General features: G+C 68.8%; 18 protein-coding genes. 16 read left to right on the forward strand and 2 right to left on the reverse strand.

Features of this window, described 5'->3' with window-relative positions:
- On the reverse strand, positions 1 to 825 hold the full coding sequence (locus tag OTB20_RS16310) for a hypothetical protein (RefSeq protein WP_267757430.1): 825 nt from the start codon (positions 823 to 825) through the stop codon (positions 1 to 3).
- 108 nt (positions 826 to 933) lie between these two features.
- Positions 934 to 1,155 (reverse strand): hypothetical protein, encoded by a 222-nt coding sequence (locus OTB20_RS16315; protein WP_267818220.1) that lies wholly within the window; start codon positions 1,153 to 1,155, stop codon positions 934 to 936.
- Between the two features lie 358 nt (positions 1,156 to 1,513).
- Here OTB20_RS16315 and OTB20_RS16320 point away from each other — a divergent pair, with 358 nt between their 5' ends.
- The 16 genes from OTB20_RS16320 (at position 1,514) to OTB20_RS16395 (ending at position 21,056) form a co-directional block, all read left to right on the forward strand.
- On the forward strand, positions 1,514 to 3,916 hold the full coding sequence (locus OTB20_RS16320) for an ABC transporter substrate-binding protein (RefSeq protein WP_267818221.1): 2,403 nt from the start codon (positions 1,514 to 1,516) through the stop codon (positions 3,914 to 3,916).
- 318 nt (positions 3,917 to 4,234) lie between these two features.
- Complete coding sequence (gene typA, locus OTB20_RS16325; RefSeq protein ID WP_267818223.1) at positions 4,235 to 6,142, forward strand: translational GTPase TypA; 1,908 nt, start codon at positions 4,235 to 4,237, stop codon at positions 6,140 to 6,142.
- A 454-nt stretch (positions 6,143 to 6,596) separates the two neighbouring features.
- A complete protein-coding gene (locus OTB20_RS16330; protein ID WP_267818225.1) occupies positions 6,597 to 8,231 on the forward strand; it encodes a peptide ABC transporter substrate-binding protein in 1,635 nt (544 codons plus the stop codon).
- A 174-nt stretch (positions 8,232 to 8,405) separates the two neighbouring features.
- Entirely contained in the window at positions 8,406 to 9,338 is a 933-nt protein-coding gene (locus OTB20_RS16335) for an ABC transporter permease (protein WP_267818398.1), read from the forward strand.
- Positions 9,331 to 10,281: an ABC transporter permease gene (locus OTB20_RS16340; protein ID WP_267818226.1), complete on the forward strand. Its 951-nt coding sequence runs from the start codon at positions 9,331 to 9,333 to the stop codon at positions 10,279 to 10,281. Before OTB20_RS16335 ends, OTB20_RS16340 begins: the two co-directional genes overlap by 8 nt.
- A 20-nt stretch (positions 10,282 to 10,301) precedes the next feature.
- Positions 10,302 to 11,348, forward strand: coding sequence for an ABC transporter ATP-binding protein (locus tag OTB20_RS16345; protein WP_420716421.1), 1,047 nt, complete (start codon positions 10,302 to 10,304; stop codon positions 11,346 to 11,348).
- Positions 11,341 to 12,393, forward strand: coding sequence for an ABC transporter ATP-binding protein (locus OTB20_RS16350; protein WP_267818229.1), 1,053 nt, complete (start codon positions 11,341 to 11,343; stop codon positions 12,391 to 12,393). Before OTB20_RS16345 ends, OTB20_RS16350 begins: the two co-directional genes overlap by 8 nt.
- A 90-nt stretch (positions 12,394 to 12,483) precedes the next feature.
- Positions 12,484 to 13,407, forward strand: coding sequence for a GNAT family N-acetyltransferase (locus OTB20_RS16355; RefSeq protein WP_267818230.1), 924 nt, complete (start codon positions 12,484 to 12,486; stop codon positions 13,405 to 13,407).
- Positions 13,408 to 13,542: 135 nt separating this feature from the next.
- Positions 13,543 to 15,171: a peptide ABC transporter substrate-binding protein gene (locus tag OTB20_RS16360; RefSeq protein WP_267818231.1), complete on the forward strand. Its 1,629-nt coding sequence runs from the start codon at positions 13,543 to 13,545 to the stop codon at positions 15,169 to 15,171.
- Between the two features lie 30 nt (positions 15,172 to 15,201).
- Positions 15,202 to 16,125: an ABC transporter permease gene (locus tag OTB20_RS16365; RefSeq protein ID WP_267818233.1), complete on the forward strand. Its 924-nt coding sequence runs from the start codon at positions 15,202 to 15,204 to the stop codon at positions 16,123 to 16,125.
- A complete protein-coding gene (locus OTB20_RS16370) occupies positions 16,118 to 17,128 on the forward strand; it encodes an ABC transporter permease (RefSeq protein WP_267818235.1) in 1,011 nt (336 codons plus the stop codon). Before OTB20_RS16365 ends, OTB20_RS16370 begins: the two co-directional genes overlap by 8 nt.
- 12 nt (positions 17,129 to 17,140) lie before the next feature.
- The gene (locus OTB20_RS16375; RefSeq protein ID WP_267757442.1) at positions 17,141 to 18,115 is read left to right on the forward strand and encodes an ABC transporter ATP-binding protein; all 975 of its coding nucleotides are present in this window, start codon (positions 17,141 to 17,143) and stop codon (positions 18,113 to 18,115) included.
- Positions 18,108 to 19,148: an ABC transporter ATP-binding protein gene (locus OTB20_RS16380; RefSeq protein WP_267818237.1), complete on the forward strand. Its 1,041-nt coding sequence runs from the start codon at positions 18,108 to 18,110 to the stop codon at positions 19,146 to 19,148. Before OTB20_RS16375 ends, OTB20_RS16380 begins: the two co-directional genes overlap by 8 nt.
- A 359-nt stretch (positions 19,149 to 19,507) precedes the next feature.
- Positions 19,508 to 19,702: a hypothetical protein gene (locus tag OTB20_RS16385; protein WP_266904827.1), complete on the forward strand. Its 195-nt coding sequence runs from the start codon at positions 19,508 to 19,510 to the stop codon at positions 19,700 to 19,702.
- 65 nt (positions 19,703 to 19,767) lie between these two features.
- Positions 19,768 to 20,676 carry an N-acetyl-1-D-myo-inositol-2-amino-2-deoxy-alpha-D-glucopyranoside deacetylase gene (gene mshB / locus OTB20_RS16390; RefSeq protein WP_267818238.1) on the forward strand — a complete coding sequence of 303 codons (909 nt, stop codon included), beginning with the start codon at positions 19,768 to 19,770 and terminating at the stop codon, positions 20,674 to 20,676.
- Positions 20,673 to 21,056 carry a DUF6113 family protein gene (locus tag OTB20_RS16395; RefSeq protein ID WP_267818239.1) on the forward strand — a complete coding sequence of 128 codons (384 nt, stop codon included), beginning with the start codon at positions 20,673 to 20,675 and terminating at the stop codon, positions 21,054 to 21,056. Before mshB ends, OTB20_RS16395 begins: the two co-directional genes overlap by 4 nt.
- Positions 21,057 to 21,098 lie beyond the last annotated feature (42 nt).

Below are 21,098 nucleotides of genomic sequence, written 5' to 3' on the forward strand. Positions count from 1 at the left end.
TCAGAAGATCCTCGGGTCGGTGAAGGCGCCGCTGGCCAGCAGGTACACGTAGAAATCGCACAGGGCCACGCTGATCAGCGAGGCCCAGGCCAGCTGCATGTGACGGGTGTTGAGGCGGCTGATCCAGCCCCACAGGCGGTAGCGGACCGGATGCTTCGAGAAGTGCCGCAGGCGGCCGCCCATGATGTGCCGGCAGGAGTGGCAGGACAGGGTGTATGCCCAGATCAGCCCGATGTTGATCAGGAACAGCAGCGTCCCGAGGCCCATGTGGCCCCACGCGTAGCTTTCGTCGCGGAAGGTCAGCGCCGTGTCGTACGTGAGGATGCCGGCGACCGGCAGCGCCGCGTAGAAGAAGTACCGGTGCATGTTCTGGAAGATCAGCGGGAAGCGGGTCTCACCGCTGTACGAGGCGTGCGGCTCGGCGACGGCGCAGGCGGGCGGCGAGGCCCAGAAGCCGCGGTAGTACGCCTTGCGGTAGTAGTAGCAGGTCAGCCGGAAGCCGAGTGGGAAGACCAGGATCAGCAGGGCGGGGGACAGCCCCCACCAGCTGCCGAGGAGGTCCAGGTTCGGGCCGCCGCGCATCGGCTCGCAGTTCTCCGCGAGGCACGGGGAGTAGAACGGGGACACGTACGGCGCCGCGTAGTAGTCGGCGTTGGCGAAGGCCCGCCACGTCGAGTAGACGATGAAGGCGAGCAGCCCGGCCGCGGTGACGGCGGGAGAGAGCCACCACCGGTCGGTCCGCAGGTGCCGGGCCGCGATCGCGGCCCGCGAGGCGTCGTGGACGCCGCCGGGCCGCTGGGGTGATGGTTGGGTGCCTGTGGCCAAGAGGGACTCCGGGTGGAGTGATGAGGGGTGGCCCGGGGGACCCGGCCGCCGCCACTGCGGTCGGCCGGGTCCGTGACCGGGTCCGGTGGGGTGTGCGCGGCGCGTGGGTCAGGGAGCGTGGCGGTCGCGGGCGCCTAGGCCCTCGTCGTCGGAGTCCGTCCACAGCGAGCTGTCGTACGGGGTGTCCGGGACGCTGACCATCGCGCCGTCTCCCGGAGGCCGGGAGGCGGGCGGTGTCTGCCGGGCGACATCCTTCTCCAGCTGCTCCACGGAGCGGACCAGCTCGTTCAGGTTGCGCCGTACGGCGGTCAAATCGTCTTGCAGGGACATGACTTGCCCTCACTTCCGCTGGGTGCGGTGGCAACGCTCATGTGCGCCTGCGAGTGTCGCGCCTCCCGTCCCCGGTTGTGAAGGGACGTGCAGCGATTGCAGGCGCGCAGGCGCGAACCGTGCGCCCCTCCTCGCTCCATTTTCATCCCTCTTACGGGGGAACGCGCGCCCGGAAGGCAAGCCGGATTGGTCCGCACGGGTGGGGTTCGCGGCGTGGCGGGGACCGGCTGCGGCGGCTGCGGCGGGGTGTCGATTTCAGTGGGTTTCGGCACCCAGTGTGATCAGCTCCATATACCGCCGAACGTGATCAAGACACCCCTTTCGCGACCCCCCACGCCCTGCCCCGGAGGTACCACCCATGTCCCAGAGAAGGCGCAGGTCCTTGGCGCTCCTGACCTCGGGAGTTCTTGCACTGCCGCTGCTTGCGGGCTGCGGCGCGGGTGACGACGAGGGCGGCCCCGCCGCCGCCGGGCAGGACATCGCGACCACCACCCGCGACAAGGTCGCCGACGGCGGGGTGCTGCGCTGGGCGGTCGACTCCCTGCCGGGCACCCTCAACGCCTTCCAGGCCGATGCGGACGCCACCACCAACCGGATCGCCGGGGCGGTACTGCCCCAGCTCTTCGTGCCGGACGGCAAGGGGCGGCCGGTGGCCAATCCCGACTACCTGGAGAAGGCCGAGGTCGTCGAGCGGGAGCCCAAGCAGGTCGTCCTGTACAAGCTCAACCAGCAGGCGGTCTGGAGCGACGGCCGGGAGATCGGCGCCGCCGACTTCGTGGCCCAGTGGCGGGCCCTGAACGGCAAGGACTCCGCGTACTGGACGGCGCGCAACGCCGGCTACGACCGGATCGAGAAGATCGAGCGCGGCAAGACGGACCTGGAGGTCAAGGTCACCTTCGTCAGGCCGTACGCCGACTGGCGCTCGCTGTTCACCCCCCTCTACCCCAAGCAGGTCACCGGCACCCCGGAGAGCTTCAACGAGGGGGCCCGGGGCACCCTGAAGGTCACCGCGGGCCCCTTCGGGCTGGGCGCCATCGACAAGAAGACCGGTACCGCCGCACTGACCCGCAACCCGCGCTGGTGGGGCACCCCCGCCAAGCTCGACAGCCTGGTCCTCACCGCGGTGCCCCGCTCCGAGCGCCCCGCCGCGCTGGCCGCCGGCAGGCTCGACCTGGCGGAGATCGACCGCACCGGGGCCGACCGGATCGCCCTGGCCCGCCGCGCGGCCGCCAAGGCCGAAGGGGCCAACGGGCCCGCCGCCTCGGTGACGGCCGCGCAGGCCACCCTGTCGTGGGCGCTGGCCTTCGGCGCGGACGAGGACAAGGCCAAGGAGGCCCTGGCGACCCGCCAGAAGCAGGCGGAGGCGGTCAAGCGGTACGCCGAGGAGCAGAGCGCCCTGCGCGGCTTCACCGTCCGCAAGTCCCTGGAACCCGCCTACACGCAGCTCGCGATGAACGGCGCGAGCGGACCGCTCGCCGACGAGCGCGTACGCCGGGCCGTGGCCCGCGCCCTGGACCGCCAGGCCCTCACCGACATCGTCCTGAAGCCGCTGGGCCTGCCCGCGAAGCCGGTCGGCAGCCACCTCGCGCTGGCCGGTCAGCAGGCGTACGCCGACAACAGCGACGCCCTCGGCGGCCAGGACACCCGGGCCGCGCAGGCCCTGCTCGCGGACGCCGGCTGGCGCCGCGGCGGCAAGATCACCGCGCCGGCGGGCGCGAAGGCCGGCTCGGAGGCCGCGAAGGAGACGGACGACTCGAAGACCCCGGCGGGCCCGGGCACCGGGAACGACGGCCTCTACATCGTCGGCCAGGACGACGGGAAGCCCGGCGACGCGGCCAGGGCAGTCGGTGCCGCCGTACGCGCCGACCACCCCGACGGCCGCCCCGAAGGGCCCGAGGACCCGGCCGGAGAGGACCTGCCCGAAGGCCGGTACGGCCGCTCCGCCGACGACGGCGAGATCGTCGACGCCGACGCCTTCGCCGCGGACCAGAGCAGCGGGCCCTCCCCGGTGCTCGCCCCGGCCCCGTTCGCGGCCCGCCAGGAACAGCTCCTGCGCGCCCAGGCCGACGCGGTGGACGACGGCAAGCGCAGCCCGGCCCTGGACGCCGAAACCGCGGCCGAACCGGCGGACCCGGCCAAGGGGAGCGCCGCCCCGGCCCCCGCCAAGCAGGCCGTACGCACCTCCGGCAGCATCCTCGCCAAGGACGGCAAGCCGCTCACCCTGCGCTTCGTCCTGCCGGCCGGTCCCGGTTCGGAGGCGCTGCGCACGGTCGGCGAGCGAATCGCCCAGATGCTCCAGAAGGTCGGCGTGCAGGCCGAGCTGACCAAGGTGGCCGACGAGAGCTTCTTCAAGGACCACATCGCCTCGGGCCAGTACGACCTGGCGCTCTACTCGTGGCCCGCGACGGCCTACCCGGCCACCGACGCCCGGCCCATCTTCGCCAAGCCGGAGCCGGCCGCCGACGGCTCGCTCCTGGTCGAACAGAACTACACCCGGGTCGGCACCGACCACATCGACCAGCTCTTCGACCAGGCGCTCGGCGAGCTGGACGAGGCCACCTCCCGCGACCTGATGCGCAAGGCCGACGCCCGTATCTGGGCCACGGCCGGATCCATCCCGCTCTACCAGCGCCCCGAGCTGGTGGCCGTGAAGCCGGGTCTCGGCAACGCGGGCGCCTTCGGTCTGGGAGCCCCGCGCTACCAGGACATCGGCTGGAAGAAGCAGGCGGCGGCCAAGGACAAGAACGAGAAGAAGAAGTGATGACGAAGGGGTGCATCCAGGGTTGAGCGGAGCTTCGCAAGCTCAGATGTGACTCAAGTCCCTTGCCCGCCGGATCACCGGCGGGCAAGGTCGTACGTACCCGTTGACCCGCGTGTTTTCAGGCTCCACCCATGGCCGGGACCCCCCACCCCGTACCCGGCCCCGCTCAGTCGTCCGGCCTCTTGACAGACCCCCCGGCAGCCAGTTCCCGCCAGCCGACGTACGATGGGGTAAGGCCGTGGCAGGTTTTCCGCCCGGTCGAGGCTCGCGTGCCGGACCGTACGCGCCGCCACCCACGATCCCGGGAGAAGCGCCGAAGTGCCCACGCGCCACGACATCCGTAACGTCGCCATCGTCGCCCACGTCGACCATGGCAAGACGACCATCGTCGATGCCATGCTCAAGCAGGCCGGTGCCTTCGCCGCCCACCAGCACCTCGACGACCGCATGATGGACTCGAACGACCTGGAGCGTGAGAAGGGCATCACGATCCTCGCCAAGAACACGGCGGTGAAGTACCACCCCAAGGACGGCGGGGCGCCCATCACGATCAACATCATCGACACCCCCGGCCACGCCGACTTCGGTGGTGAGGTCGAGCGCGGTCTGTCGATGGTGGACGCGGTCGTCCTGCTGGTGGACGCCTCCGAGGGCCCCCTGCCCCAGACCCGCTTCGTCCTGCGCAAGGCCCTGCAGCAGAAGCTGCCGGTCATCCTCTGCATCAACAAGACGGACCGTCCGGACTCCCGGATCGACGAGGTCGTCAACGAGACGTACGACCTCTTCCTCGACCTGGACGCGGACGAGGAGCAGATCGAGTTCCCGATCGTCTACGCCTGTGGCCGTGACGGCGTCGCCTCGCTGACCAAGCCGGAGGACGGCACCGTCCCCGCGGACAGCGACAGCCTGGAGCCGTTCTTCTCCACCATCCTGGCCCACGTGCCGGCCCCGGTGTACGACGACGAGGCGCCGCTGCAGGCCCACGTCACCAACCTGGACGCCGACAACTTCCTCGGCCGCATCGCCCTGGTCCGTGTCGAGCAGGGCGAGCTCCGCAAGGGCCAGACCGTCGCGTGGATCAAGCGTGACGGCACGATCTCCAACGTCCGCATCACCGAGCTGCTGATGACCGAGGCGCTCACCCGCAAGCCGGCCGAGATGGCGGGCCCGGGTGACATCTGCGCGGTCGCCGGTTTCCCCGACATCATGATCGGCGAGACCCTGGCCGACCCGGAGAACCCGATCGCCCTCCCGCTGATCTCGGTCGACGAGCCGGCGATCTCCATGACCATCGGTACGAACACCTCCCCGATGGTCGGCCGCGGCGGCAGCGGCAAGGGCGCGGACGCCAACAAGTCCGTGGTCAAGGACCGCAAGGTCACCGCCCGTCAGGTCAAGGACCGCCTCGACCGCGAGCTGGTCGGCAACGTCTCGCTCCGCGTGCTCGACACCGAGCGTCCGGACGCCTGGGAGGTCCAGGGCCGTGGTGAGCTCGCGCTCGCCATCCTGGTCGAGCAGATGCGCCGCGAGGGCTTCGAGCTGACCATCGGCAAGCCGCAGGTCGTCACGCAGGAGATTGACGGCAAGGTGCACGAGCCGGTCGAGCGCATGACGGTCGACGTCCCCGAGGAGCACATGGGCGCGGTCACGCAGCTCATGGGCATCCGCAAGGGCCGCATGGACAACATGTCGAACCACGGCTCCGGCTGGGTCCGCATGGAGTTCGTCGTCCCGTCCCGCGGTCTCATCGGCTTCCGTACCGAGTTCCTGACCGGTACGCGCGGCACGGGCATCGCCCACTCGATCCACGAGGGCCACGAGCCGTGGTTCGGCCAGCTGGTGACCCGTAACAACGGTTCGCTGGTCGCCGACCGCTCCGGTTCGGTCACGCCGTTCGCGATGATCAACCTGCAGGAGCGCGGCGTCCTGTTCACCGAGCCCGGCACCGAGGTGTACGAGGGCATGATCGTCGGTGAGAACTCCCGCTCCGACGACATGGACGTGAACATCACCAAGGAGAAGAAGCTCACCAACATGCGTGCGGCTTCCGCGGACAACACCGAGAACGTGGTGCCGCCCCGCAGGCTCTCCCTGGAGCAGTCCCTGGAGTTCTGCCGCGACGACGAGTGCGTCGAGGTGACCCCGGAGTCCGTCCGCATCCGCAAGGTCGTCCTGGACCAGAAGGACCGCTCGCGCTCCGCGTCGCGCGCCAAGTCCGGCAAGTAGTCCGGCACGTAGTCGAGTAGGACCCAGATCACACTTGGGTCCTCGTCGGCATCGGCCTTTGTGAGCAGCCCCTCCCGTCACGGTCTCCGTGACGGGAGGGGCTGTTCGCTTTTGTCAAGCGGATTATTTCGGTCCGGTGTCCGCATACCGACCGTGACACTCCGGAAGAAGAGCTAACAGTCCGTTTCGTTCATGTCTGTCTCCTATCAGTTTGTCCGGATTTCGGGTTTTAGCCGTAGTGCGATGTTGTGAAAACGAGACCACTTAAGTGTGGTTTACGGTCATGGCGTCCCCGAGGATGGCTCCATTGAGCTCGGGTCAATGGGTCACACGCTGTGGGGAGCGTCGACTCACGAGCACACTCGGGACACCGGTCCTATCGCCGTCAGGGGTGTCGGCGAAACACACCGTGGTGTCCCTCACATCAGACAGTGGACTCATGAGGAGGAAACCCATGCGCGGTGCCAAGAGCGCCAAGTGGGTAGCGGGCGCGATTGTCGTCGCCCTGGCAGCGACTGCCTGTGGCGGTGGCGGCGGCAAGGCCGGCGCCAACGGCGAAGTTGACCCGAACGGCATCTTCTCGGTCGAGGTGGGCGAGCCTGAGAAGCTCCTGCACCCGGCCGACACGATGGAGTCCAACGGCTCGATCGTCATGTCGGGTCTGTTCTCCCAGCTGGTCGACTACGACGCCGACGGCAAGCTCGTCATGGTGAACGCGGAGTCGGTCAACAGCACGGACAGCAAGCTCTGGACCGTCAAGCTGAAGCCGGGCTGGACCTTCCACGACGGCACCAAGGTGACCGCCGAGTCCTACGTCAAGGCGTGGAACTGGGCTGCGAACACCAACAACAAGCAGGGCAACGCGTCCTGGTTCGCCGACATCAAGGGCTTCGACGCCGTGCACCCCGAGGCCGAGGGCGCCAAGCCCACCGCCGAGGCGCTCGAGGGTCTGAAGATCGTCGACGAGAACACCTTCACCATCGAGCTCGCCAACGCGGTGCCGTACTTCGCGTACAAGCTCGGCTACGAGGTCTTCTCCCCGCTCGCCGCCTCGTTCTACGCGGACCCCGCCGCCGCCGGTGAGAAGCCGGTCGGCAACGGCCCGTACAAGTTCAAGTCGTGGGAGCACAAGAAGCAGATCGAGCTCACGCGCTTCGACGACTACAAGGGCGAGAACAAGGCGAAGAACGGTGGTGTGGTCCTCAAGAACTACTCCACCCTCGAGACCGCCTACGAGGACCTGAAGTCGGGCAACGTCGACGTCCTGCGTCAGATCGGCCCGAAGGACCTCCCGGTCTACCGTGCCGACCTCGGCGACCGCGCCGTGGACCAGCCCTACTCGGCGATCCAGACGCTGGCCGTCGCGTTCTACGCCGACCAGTGGAAGACCCCGAAGCCGGTCAACCCGAAGGTCATCCAGGGCCTGTCGAAGGCGATCGACCGCGACACCATCACCAAGACCGTGCTCCAGGGCACCCGTGACCCCGCCACGGGCTGGGTCGCCAAGGGCGTCCTCGGCTACACGCCGACCGGTTCCGGTGACGTCACCAAGTTCGACCCCGCTGCGGCCAAGGCGCTCATCGCCGAGGGTGGCGGCGTTCCGAACAACGAGATCTCCATCCAGTTCAACTCGGACGGCGGTCACAAGGAGTGGGTCGAGGCTGTTTGCAACAGCATCACCAACGCCACGGGCGTCAAGTGCACCGGTGACGCCAAGCCGGACTTCCAGGCCGACCTCCAGGCCCGTAAGTCCAAGCAGGTCAAGTCGTTCTACCGGTCCGGCTGGGTGCTCGACTACCCGGTGAACTCGAACTTCATCAGCGACCTGTTCCGCACGGGCGCCGGTGGCAACCAGGGTGGCTTCACCAGCCCCGAGCTCGACGCGAAGATCGCCGCGGCCGACACCGCGGCGAGCCTGGACGAGTCCGTGAAGGCCTACCAGGCCATCGAGAAGGAACTCGTCAACTACATGCCGTCGATCCCGCTCTGGTACTACAAGGTCAACGCGGGTTACTCGGAGAAGGTCTCGAACGTGAAGTACGCCCAGGACGGCGACCCGATCCTTGAGGGTGTCGAGGTCAAGAAGTAAGTCCCACCGCGTAATTCCTTTCGACGGATGTGGGCCGGCGGGGAGCCGGCCCACATCCGGGCCTATACGCAGCGCCCGGGGGGCCCTTTCGCGACGCAGTGACGATTCCGTCACGCGCGTGCGTGGCGAAAGGGCCCGTCCGGCTGCGCCTGCCGCATCTTCTACGGAGGCATGATGGGGCGCTATGTCGCACGACGACTGCTCCAGATGATCCCGGTCTTCTTCGGGACGACCCTGCTCATCTTCTTGATGGTTTACAGCCTGCCCGGCGATCCCGTGGCCGGACTCTTCGGGGACAAGGGAACGGACCCGGCCACGCTGGCCGCCCTGCGTCACCAGCACGGTCTGGACCTGCCGATCTGGCAGCAGTACTACAACTACATCTCCGGCATCCTGTTCCACTTCGACTTCGGGTCCCAGATCCGCAGCGGCCGTGAGATCACCGACGTCATCGGCGCCGCCTTCCCGGTCACGCTCCGGCTGGCCTTCCTGGCGTTCGCGATCGAGATCGTGCTCGGCCTGACCCTCGGGATCGTCGCCGGCCTCAAGGCCGGCAAGCTGGCCGACAACCTGATCCTGATCCTGACCCTGCTGATCATCTCGATGCCGGTCTTCGTCCTCGGCTTCATCGTCAAGTCGGTGTTCGCCTTCCAGCTCGGCTGGATCGCGCCGAACGTCAGCATCAACGAGACCTGGGGCGAACTGCTCGCGCCGGCCATCGTGCTGGGCTCGCTCTCGCTCGCCTACGTGGCCCGCCTGACCCGGACCTCGATGGCCGAGAACCTGCGCGCCGACTACGTGCGCACCGCCGTCGCCAAGGGCCTGCCCAAGCGCCGCGTCATCGGTGTGCACCTGATGCGCAACTCGATGATCCCCGTCGTCACCTTCCTCGGTACCGACATCGGCGCCCTGATGGGCGGCGCCGTCGTCACCGAAGGCATCTTCAACGTCAAGGGCGTCGGCGGTCTGATCTACGACTCGGTCGTCCGCCGCGAGGGCCTGACCGTGGTCGGTGTCGTCACCGTCCTGGTCGTCGTCTACCTGATAGCCAGCCTGCTCGTCGACCTCCTCTACGCGGTCATGGACCCGAGGATCCGGTATGCCTGATCTGACCAAGACCGAAATCGTGGCGGCCGAGACCCCTGCCGCGGCGCCCGGCGCCCCGGTGGAGCCGGTGAAGGCCGAGAAGGCACGCAGCCTCTGGGGCGACGCCTGGGCAGACCTGCGCCGCAACCCCTACTTCGTCGTCTCCTCGGCACTGATCTTCGTGCTCCTCGTGATTTCCGCCTTCCCGGGCTGGTTCACCAGCATCGACCCCACCAAGGGCGACCTGGTCCACCACTTCCTCGGCAAGCCGGAACTGTCAGCGATCGGTTCCCCCAACTGGCTCGGCTGGGACGGCCAGGGACGCAGCGTCTACGCCCGTCTCATCTACGGCACCCGCGCCTCGATCATCGTCGCCGTCTCGGTGACCGCGATCGTCACGGTCGTCGGCTCCCTCACGGGCATGATCGCCGGCTACTTCGGCGGCGTCACGGACGCGATCATGTCGCGCATCACCGACATCTTCTTCGGCATCCCGTTCCTGCTCGGTGCGATGGTCGTCCTCCAGGCCTTCACCAAGCGCACGGTGTGGACGGTCGTCTTCGCCCTGGCCTTCCTCGGCTGGACGCAGATCAACCGCGTCATGCGCGGCGCGGTCATCACCGTGAAGCAGGCCGACTACGTGCACGCCGCGAAGGCCCTGGGCGCCGGCACTCCCCGGATCCTGTTCCGGCACATCCTGCCGAACGCCATGGCCCCGGTGATCGTGGTCTCCACGATCGCGCTCGGCGGTTACATCGCGGCGGAGGCGACCCTGTCCTACCTGGGTCTGGGCCTCGCGTCCCCGACCATCTCGTGGGGCGTGGACATCTCCGCCGGTGCCGCGCAGATCCGAGTGGCGCAGCACATCCTGCTGTACCCCTCGATCATGCTCAGCATCACCGTCCTCGCCTTCATCATGCTCGGCGAAGCGGTCCGCAACGCCCTCGACCCGAAGCTGCGCTGAGGAGGGCGTAAGTGATCACCATGGACAACACCTCCAGCGTTCCCTCCCCGCGTGACGGGGACCCGCAGACGCCGCTCCTCGAAGTGCGCGACCTGCACGTCGAGTTCCACACCCGCGACGGTGTGGCCAAGGCAGTCAACGGCGTCAACTACAGCGTGAGCGCCGGCGAGACCCTCGCCGTGCTCGGCGAGTCCGGCTCCGGCAAGTCCGTGACGGCCCAGGCCATCATGGGCATCCTCGACATGCCCCCCGGCAAGATCCCGCAGGGCGAGATCCTCTTCCGCGGCCAGGACATGCTCAAGATGAGCTTCGAGGAGCGGCGCAAGCTCCGTGGCCGGAAGATGGCCATGATCTTCCAGGACGCGCTGTCCTCGCTGAACCCGGTGCTCACCGTCGGCTACCAGCTGAGTGAGATGTTCCGCGTCCACGAGGGCATGTCGAAGAAGGACGCCCGCCTCAAGGCCATCGAACTGATGGAGAAGGTCAAGATCCCGGCGGCGAAGCAGCGGGTGGACGACTACCCGCACCACTTCTCCGGCGGTATGCGCCAGCGCATCATGATCGCCATGGCGATCGCGCTGGAGCCCGATCTGATCATCGCGGACGAGCCGACCACGGCCCTGGACGTCACCGTCCAGGCCCAGGTCATGGACCTGCTCGCCGAGCTGCAGCGCGAGCTCAACATGGGCCTGATCCTGATCACCCACGACCTCGGCGTGGTCGCCGACGTCGCGGACAAGATCGCGGTCATGTACGCCGGCCGGATCGTCGAGACCGCTCCGGTCCACGAGATCTACAAGCGCCCGGCGCACCCGTACACCCGCGGCCTGCTGGACTCGATCCCGCGCCTGGACCAGAAGGGCCAGGAGCTCTTCGCGATCAAGGGCCTGCCGCCGAACCTGCTGCGCCTGCCCACCGGCTGCTCGTTCAGCCCGCGCTGCGTCGCCGCGCAGGACATCTGCCGGTCCGAGATCCCCGCCCTCCAGCCCGTCAGTGAGCAGGACGGCAGCGAGCTGGCCGGCCGTCACAGCGCGTGCCACTTCTGGAAGGAGCAGCTCCATGGCTGAGCTCACCAAGAACGCTCCCGAGCGTGAGCCGATCCTTCAGGTCCGCAACCTGGTCAAGCACTTCCCGCTGACCCAGGGCATCCTGTTCAAGAAGAAGGTCGGCGCGGTCAAGGCCGTCGACGGCATCTCCTTCGACCTGTACCAGGGCGAGACCCTCGGCATCGTCGGCGAGTCCGGCTGTGGCAAGTCCACGGTCGCCAAGCTGCTGATGAACCTGGAGCGCGCCACCGCGGGCGAGGTCTTCTACAAGGGCCAGGACATCACCAAGCTGTCCGGCCGCGCCCTGAAGGCCGTGCGCCGCAACATCCAGATGGTGTTCCAGGACCCGTACACCTCGCTGAACCCGCGCATGACGGTCGGCGACATCATCGGCGAGACCTACGACATCCACCCCGAGGTCGCCCCCAAGGGCGACCGGCGCCGCAAGGTGCAGGAGCTCCTGGACGTCGTCGGCCTCAACCCGGAGTACATCAACCGGTACCCGCACCAGTTCTCCGGCGGCCAGCGCCAGCGCATCGGCATCGCCCGCGGCCTCGCGCTCAACCCGGAGATCATCATCTGCGACGAGCCGGTCTCCGCGCTCGACGTATCGGTGCAGGCCCAGGTCATCAACCTGATGGAGAAGCTGCAGGAGGAGTTCAACCTCTCCTACATCTTCATCGCGCACGACCTGTCGATCGTCCGGCACATCTCGGACCGCGTCGGTGTCATGTACCTCGGCAAGATGGCCGAGATCGGCACCGACGAGCAGATCTACGAGCACCCGACCCACCCGTACACCCAGGCGCTGCTCTCCGCGGTGCCGGTGCCGGACCCGGAGGCCCGCGCGGGCCGCGACCGGATCATCCTCACCGGTGACGTCCCCTCGCCGGCCAACCCGCCGTCGGGCTGCCGTTTCCGCACCCGCTGCTGGAAGGCCGAGGAGAAGTGCTCCGTGGAGGAGCCGCTCCTCGCGATCCCGGAGCGCTTCAAGGGTGTCAAGACGCTGGCCGCGCACGACTCGGCCTGCCACTTCGCCGAGGAGAAGGCCGTCCTGGCCGTCTGATCCTCCTCCCGCGACACCTCAGGGCGCCCGTCACCGGATCCTTTCCGGCGGCGGGCGCCCTGATGCCTTCCCGACCACCGTCGTGGTCTGATGGCCGCCATGCTCACCGTGCGGCCCGCCGGGCCTTCAGACGCCGAGGACATCTGCGGGCTCCTGAACGCCGTCGACAGGATCGAGATCGGCCGCCCGGAGACCGACCTCGCCGCCGTCGAGGCCGATCTGAACCACCCCGACGTCGAGTTGGGAGCGGACTCCTTCCTCGTCCTGCAGGGCCGCCGGCTCCTCGGCTACGCCCTGGTGTGGGCCGACTCCGGCCCCGGCCGCGTCGACTGCCACTACCGGGTGCTGCCGGGCCACCGCAGGGCCGCCGCCCGACTGCTGGACCTGGTGGAGAGCCGGGCCCGTCAGCTCGCCGCCGGAGCCCCCGGCGCCTTCCTGCGGCTCGCGCTGAACAGCGGGCGCACCCTCGACCCCGTCCTGCTGCCCGGCCGCGGCTACCGCACGGTGCGGCGCCACCGGGTGATGACCCGCGCACTGGGCCCCTCCGAGACGCCTCCGGCGCCGCCCGCCGGGCTCGCCCTTCGCCCCTGCGACGGCGACGAGAGCGAGCGCCGCCGCGCCCACGCCCTCATCGAGGAGACCTTCGCCGCGCACTTCGGGCACGTGCGGCGGTCGTACGGCTCCTGGCTGGACCACATCGACGGCCGGGGCCTGGACTGGTCGCTGGTGTGGATCGCCAGCCTGCCCGCGCTGGGCGACGCGGGCGTCCTGCTCACCCGCGACGACCGCACCAGCATGGGCTGGCTCAGCCATCTCGGCGTACGCGAGGAAGCGCGCGGCCGGGGGATCGGCAGCTTCCTGCTGCGCCACGGTTTCGCCGCCTACGCCGCACGCGGCCGCGCCACCATCGGCCTCAACGTGGACACGGCCAACGCGACCGGAGCGCTCGCGCTGTACGAGGCGCACGGCATGACGGCGCACTACGCGGTGGACACCTGGGAGCTGATGCTGTGACCGCCGGCTTTGCACTCGCAGGGGTGACAGGCGGGGGGCGCGAGGGTGCAATCGGTCCAACAAGGAGTGTACGAGATCCTACATAGGGTGACATTGGCCCCTAAGTGAGTCTTGGGATCCATGAGGAGGCACTCCATGCGCGGAGCCACCCACGCCAAGTGGGCCGCATGTGCGGCTGCCGTCGCCCTCGCGGCGACGGCCTGCGGCGGCGGAAGCGACAGCGGCGGAGGCGGCGCGGCGGGCATCGTCAGCTCCTCGTGGGGCGACCCGCAGAACCCGCTGGAGCCCGCCAACACCAATGAGGTCCAGGGCGGCAAGGTCCTCGACATGCTCTTCCGGGGTCTGAAGCGGTACGACCCGAAGACCGGCGAGGCCAAGAACATGCTCGCCGAGAAGATCGAGACCACCGACAGCCAGAACTTCACGATCACGCTGAAGGACGGCTGGAAGTTCAGCAACGACGAGCCCGTCACCGCCCAGTCCTTCGTGGACGCCTGGAACTTCGGCGCGGACGTCAGCAAGAAGCAGAACAACTCGCCGTTCTTCTCCGACATCGTCGGCTACGCGGACGTGCACCCCGCGGCGGGCGACCCCAAGGCCAAGACCATGTCCGGCCTGGTCGTCAAGGACGCCAAGACCTTCACGGTCGCCCTCAAGGAGAAGTTCTCCACCTGGCCCGAGACCCTCGGCTACCAGGCCTTCTCCCCGCTGCCCAAGGCCTTCTTCACCGACCACGAGGGCTGGCTGAAGAAGCCCGTCGGCAACGGCCCGTACACGGTGGACTCGTACACCAAGGGCACCGGCATGAAGCTGCGCAAGTGGGACGGCTACACAGGTGAGGACAAGGCCGTCAACGGCGGTGTGGACCTGAAGGTCTACACCGACAACAACACCGCCTACACCGACCTGATCTCCGGCAACCTCGACCTGGTCGACGACATCCCGGCGCAACAGCTCAAGAACGTCGCGAACGACCTCGGCGACCGCTACATCAACCAGCCGGCCCTCATCATCCAGACCCTCACCTTCCCGCTGTACGACCCGCAGTGGAACAAGGAGGGCATGGAGAAGGTCCGCCGCGGCATCTCGATGGCGATCAACCGCGACGAGATCACCAAGCAGATCTTCAAGGAGACCCGCACCCCGGCCAAGGACTGGACCTCCCCGGCCCTCGGCGAGAAGGGCGGCTTCTCGGCCACCGCCTGCGGCGATGCCTGCTCCTTCAACCCCACCGAGGCCAAGAAGCTCATCCAGGAGGCGGGCGGCCTGCCCGGCGGCAAGGTCAGCCTGACGTCCAACGTGGACACCGGCTCGCACCGCGACTGGATGGACGCCGTCTGCAACAGCGTCAACAACGCGCTGGGCGAGGGACCGGTCTGCACCGTCAACCCCATCGGCACCTTCGCGGACTTCCGCAACCAGCAGAGCAGCTTCAAGCTCACCGGCCCCTTCCGCTCCGGCTGGCAGGCCGACTACCCGCTGATCCAGAACTTCCTGGAGCCGCTGTACTACACCGGCGCCTCGTCGAACTACGGCAAGTTCAGCAACCCGGAGTTCGACAAGCTCATCGACGAGGCCAACCGGGAGAGCGACGCGGCCAAGGCGACGGCCAAGTTCCAGGAATCGCAGAAGATCCTCGCCGCCCAGATGCCGTCGATCCCGCTCTGGTACCAGAACGGCAGCGCCGGCCACTCGGAGCGGATCTCGGACGTGGCGCTCAACCAGTTCAGCGTCCCCGTCTACGACCAGATCAAGGTCAGCTGACCCGTCCACGGATCGATCCTGGAGCAGTCCATGGGACGTTATGTGATCCGGCGACTGCTCCAGATGATCCCCGTGTTCATCGGCAGCACGTTCCTGATCTTCTTCATGGTGTACGCGCTCGGTGACCCCGTCGCCGCCCTCTTCGGAGACAAGGCCCCCGACCCCGCCACCGCCGCGCGCATCCGCAAGGACCTCTACCTCGACCAGCCCCTGTGGAAGCAGTACCTGCACTACATGGGCCAGATCTTCCAGGGCGACTTCGGCACCGCCTTCAACGGCCAGAAGGTCACCGAGCTCATGGCCTCGGCCTTCCCGGTGACCCTGCGCCTGACCATCGTCGCGATCGCCATCGAGATCGTCGTCGGCATCACCCTCGGCGTGGTCAGCGGCCTAAAGCGCGGCAAGTCCATCGACACCAGCCTGCTGGTCCTCACCCTCGTGGTCATCTCGGTGCCCACCTTCGTGACGGGCTATCTGCTGCAGTTCCTCTTCGGCGTGAAATGGGGCTGGGTGCGGCCCACCGTCTCCCCGGACGCCCCCTTCAGCGAGCTGATCCTGCCCGGCATCGTGCTCGCGCTGGTCTCCCTCGCCTACGTCACCCGGCTGACGCGTACCTCCATCGCCGAGAACGTCAAGGCCGACTACGTCCGCACCGCCGTGGCCAAGGGCCTGCCCCGGCGCCGGGTCATCACCCGCCACCTGCTGCGCAACTCGCTGATCCCCGTGGTCACCTTCATCGGCACCGACATCGGCGCCCTGATGGGCGGGGCCATCGTCACCGAGCGGATCTTCAACATCCACGGCGTCGGCTACCAGCTCTACCAGGGCATCCTGCGCAACAACTCCCCGACGGTGGTCGGCTTCGTGACCATCCTCGTGATCGTCTTCCTGCTGGCGAACCTGCTCGTCGACCTGCTCTACGCGGTCCTGGACCCGAGGATCCGTTATGCCTGAGCCCGATCCGGAGCGCCCCGCCTACGATCCGCTGCGTCCCGGCCCCCGCGAGGCCATCGCCCCCACCGGCCAGGGCGGGGCCATGGATCTCGCCCTGGAGGAGGGCGAGAGCCTGGAGAAGGAGCTCGGGGCGGGCCCGCCCGCCGGCCCGCAGGAGAAGGCCCGCTCCCTGTGGTCCGACGCCTGGCACCAGCTGCGCCGCAACCCCGTCTTCATCGTCTCCACGCTGCTCATCCTCTTCCTCGTGGTCATCTCGATCTGGCCCCAGCTCATCGCGAGCGGCGACCCGCTCCAGTGCGACCTGTCCAAATCGCAGCAGGGCTCCTCCCCGGGCCACCCCTTCGGCTACGACACCCAGGGCTGCGACGTTTACACCCGTACCGTCTACGGTGCCCGCGCCTCCATCACCGTGGGCGTCTGCGCCACCCTCGGCGCGGCCCTGATCGGCTCCGCGCTCGGCGGGCTCGCCGGGTTCTTCGGCGGCTGGGGCGACGCGCTGCTCTCCCGGGCCGCCGACATCTTCTTCGGCATCCCGGTGGTCCTCGGCGGCCTGGTCTTCCTGTCCGTGGTCACCAGCACCACCGTCTGGCCCGTCGTCGGCTTCATCGTGCTGCTCGGCTGGCCCCAACTGGCCCGCATCGCCCGCGGCTCGGTCATCACCGCCAAACAGAACGACTACGTCCAGGCCGCGCGGGCCCTCGGCGCCGGCAACGCCCGGATGCTGCTGCGGCACGTGGCGCCCAACGCCATCGCGCCCGTCATCGTCGTCGCCACCATCGCACTCGGCACCTACATCGCCCTGGAAGCCACCCTGTCCTTCCTCGGCGTGGGCCTGCGCCCGCCCACGGTCTCCTGGGGCATCGACATCTCCAACGCCGCCTCCCAGATCCGCAACGCCCCGCACATGCTGCTCTACCCGGCGGGCGCGCTGAGCATCACCGTGCTCGCCTTCATCATGCTCGGCGACGCGGTGCGCGACGCCCTCGACCCCAAACTGCGCTGAGGAGCCCCGCACATGCTGCTCGAAGTGCGCGACCTGCACGTGGAATTCAAGACGCGGGACGGAGTCGCCAAGGCCGTCAACGGGGTCAACTACTCCGTGGCCGAAGGGGAGACCCTCGCCGTGCTCGGCGAGTCCGGCTCAGGCAAGTCGGTCACCGCCCAGGCCGTCATGGGCATCCTCGACATGCCACCGGGGCGCATCGCGGGCGGCGAGATCCTCTTCAAGGGCGAGGACCTGCTGAAGATGAAGGAGGAGGACCGCAGGAAGATCCGGGGCGCCGGGATGGCCATGATCTTCCAGGACGCGCTGTCCTCCCTCAACCCGGTGCTGAGCGTGGGCGCGCAGCTCGGCGAGATGTACGAGGTCCACCGCGGGATGTCCCGCAAGGACGCCCGGGCCAAGGCGGTCGAGCTGATGGACCGGGTGAAGATCCCGGCGGCGCGGGAGCGGGTGGGCGACTACCCGCACCAGTTCTCCGGCGGTATGCGCCAGCGCATCATGATCGCCATGGCGATGGCCCTCGAACCCTCGCTCATCATCGCGGACGAACCGACCACGGCCCTGGACGTCACCGTCCAGGCCCAGGTCATGGACCTGCTCGCCGAGCTGCAGCGCGAGCTCAACATGGGCCTGATCCTGATCACCCACGACCTCGGTGTGGTCGCCGACGTGGCCGACAAGATCGCGGTCATGTACGCCGGCCGGATCGTCGAGACCGCACCCGTGCACGAGATCTACCGGAACCCGGCCCACCCCTACACCCGCGGCCTGCTCGACTCCATCCCGCGCCTGGACCAGAAGGGCCAGGAGCTCTACGCCATCAAGGGCCTGCCGCCCAACCTGCTCGCCATTCCGCCGGGCTGCGCCTTCAACCCGCGCTGCCCGATGGCGCGGGCCGTCTGCCGCGCCGACGTACCGCCGCTGGCCGACGTGGGACCGGACCGGGCCAGCGCCTGCTTCTTCTGGAAGGAGTGCCTCGGTGGCTGAGTCCATCCTCGTGGTCGAGGACCTGGTCAAGCACTACCCGCTGACCCAGGGCATCCTCTTCCGCAAACAGGTCGGCGCGGTCAAGGCCGTCGACGGGGTCTCCTTCGACCTGCGGGCCGGCGAAACCCTCGGCATCGTGGGGGAGTCGGGCTGCGGCAAGTCCACCGTCGCCAAGATGCTGGTCAACCTGGAACGCCCGACGGCGGGCGCGATCACGTACAAGGGCGAGGACCTCGCCAAGCTGTCCGCCAAGGCGCTGAAGGCCGTGCGCCGCAACATCCAGATGGTGTTCCAGGACCCGTACACCTCCCTGAACCCGCGCATGACGGTCGGCGACATCATCGGCGAGCCCTACGAGATCCACCCCGAGGTGGCCCCCAAGGGCGACCGGCGCCGCAAGGTCCAAGAGCTCCTCGACGTGGTCGGCCTCAACCCGGAGTACATCAACCGCTACCCGCACCAGTTCTCCGGCGGCCAGCGCCAGCGCATCGGCATCGCCCGCGGCCTCGCCCTCAAGCCCGAGATCATCGTCGCCGACGAGCCGGTCTCCGCCCTCGACGTCTCCGTACAGGCCCAGGTGATCAACCTCCTGGAGCGGCTCCAGGACGAGTTCGACCTCTCCTACGTGTTCATCGCGCACGACCTCTCGATCGTCCGGCACATCTCCGACCGGGTCGGCGTCATGTACCTGGGCCGGATCGTCGAGATCGGCACCGACACCCAGATCTACGACCACCCGACCCACCCGTACACCCAGGCGCTGCTCTCCGCCGTCCCGGTCCCCGACCCGGCGGCCCGCGCCGGCCGCGACCGGATCATCCTCTCCGGCGACGTGCCCTCCCCGGCCAACCCGCCCTCGGGCTGCCGTTTCCGCACCCGCTGCTGGAAGGCCGAGGCGCGCTGCGCGTCGGAGGTCCCGCTCCTGGAGATCCCGGCCTTCCTCCCGGGCGGCCCGGCGGCCCACCCCTCCGCCTGTCACTTCGCGTCCGAGCGTCCGGCGGTCCCGCCGCCGGGAGCACCGACCAAGGAGTGAGCTGAGAGCCCCCGGCACCGCTCATTTCTGGCCACAGCTGCGTGCGGCACCACAGGTCCATCACAACTCGGTTTACATGCAGGCAACTTGACCGTTTCTGTCCCGAGATCTGGGCCGGGCAGCCTGGACTCCGTGCGGCCGTGCGGGTGCCGACAGCCGGCCGGGGAGGCGTACAACCTCCCCGGCCGGCACTTCTGTGAGCCCGGACGTGCGCGGCGTGCGCCCCTCGTGCTGCCGGAATCGATCGATGTGGAGGTACGGATAGTTATGATCCGTAGCGCACGGTGGGTATGACTCTGCCGAGCACCGAGTTGCGAGTACGTGACCCCGATGTCCGCTCGACGTGGAGGTGAAACGCCGTGGCACTATCGATCTCGGCCGTGGTGCTGCTGGCAGTCGTCGTCTTCCTGCTGGTCCGGCGTTCGGGCCTGAAGGCGGGTCACGCAGTGGTCTGTGTACTGCTCGGCTTCTATCTGGCGAGCTCGACCGTGGCTCCGACGCTCTCCCAGCTCACTTCCAACGTGGCGAGCATGATCAGCGGCCTCAAGTTCTAGGGAGCGCGGGCGCCGCGAGGACGCCGTGTGGGGTTACCGGGGGCGGTCCTCGTAGGCTTGCCCCCATGAACGGTCTTCCCGCCCGTCGGCTCCTGCTGGTGCACGCGCACCCGGACGACGAGTCGATCAACAACGGCGTCACCATGGCCAAGTATGCGGCCGAGGGCGCCCATGTCGCGTTGGTTACCTGCACGCTCGGCGAGGAGGGTGAGGTCATCCCGCCGGGACTCGCCCACCTGGCGGCCGACCGCGACGACACCCTCGGCACCCACCGCATCGGCGAGCTCGCCGACGCCATGCGCGAACTGGGCGTGGCCGACCACCGCTTCCTCGGCGGCCCCGGCCGCTTCCGGGACTCCGGGATGATGGGCGCCGAGCAGAACCGCAGGCCCGGCGCCTTCTGGTCCGCCGACGTGGACGAGGCCGCGGGGTACCTCGTAGAGGTGATCCGCGAGCTGCGCCCCCAGGTCCTCGTCACCTACGACCCGGACGGCGGCTACGGCCACCCCGACCACATCCAGGCCCACCGCGTCGCGACCCGCGCCGTCGAACTGGCCGCGGAGCCCACGTACCGCCGGGACCTCGGGGCACCGCACGCGATCGAGAAGCTCTACTGGAACCGCGTCCCGCGCTCGGTCGTCGACGAGGGCTTCGACCGGCTGCGCGCGGGCGGGGGCAAGGCGCCCTTCCCGGGGCTGGCCGAGCCCGACGACGTGCCCGGAGTGGTGGCCGACGACCGGATCACCGCCGAGATCGGCGGCGACGAGGCCGCGGAACAGGGGTTCGTGGCGGCCAAGACCGCCGCGATGCGGGCCCACGCCACCCAGATCGCGGTGGACGGGCCCTTCTTCGCACTCTCCAACGACCTGGCGCAGCCGCTGTTCACCCGCGAGTACTACGAGTTGGCCGCGGGCCGGCCGGGAAGCCCGGCGGGCGAACGTGAACGCGACCTCTTCGCGGGGGTACGGGCATGAGCGGTACGTGGAACCCGGGCCGGATCGCCGCCCTGCTGGGCCTGTTGGCGGCGGGGGTGCTGACCGGCGTGGCCGGCTGGCTCGTGGTCGACCTGTGGTTCCCGGGCGGACTGGCGCTCGCGCTCCTCGCGCTCTTCGGCCTGTTCCTCGGGGCCCGGATCGCCCTCGGCACCGGCATCGGCGTGGGGGCGAGCACCCTCGGCTGGTTCCTCGCCTACGTGATCCTCGGAGTACCCCGGCCGGAGGGAGACTTCCTGCTCGGTTCGTCCGGAATCGGCATGTACGCCTACCTTTTGGGTGGTGTGGTGCTTGCTGTGATGTGCGCCACGATGAGCGGCCCGGGCGACCGGCCGCTTTCGGCCGCCCGGAACGCCAAGTGACGTGGTGTCGGCCGCCCACGACGCCTTGACGGGCCCCTCGGC

The organism is Streptomyces sp. H27-H1, from assembly GCF_026627445.1.
GTDB lineage: Bacteria > Actinomycetota > Actinomycetes > Streptomycetales > Streptomycetaceae > Streptomyces.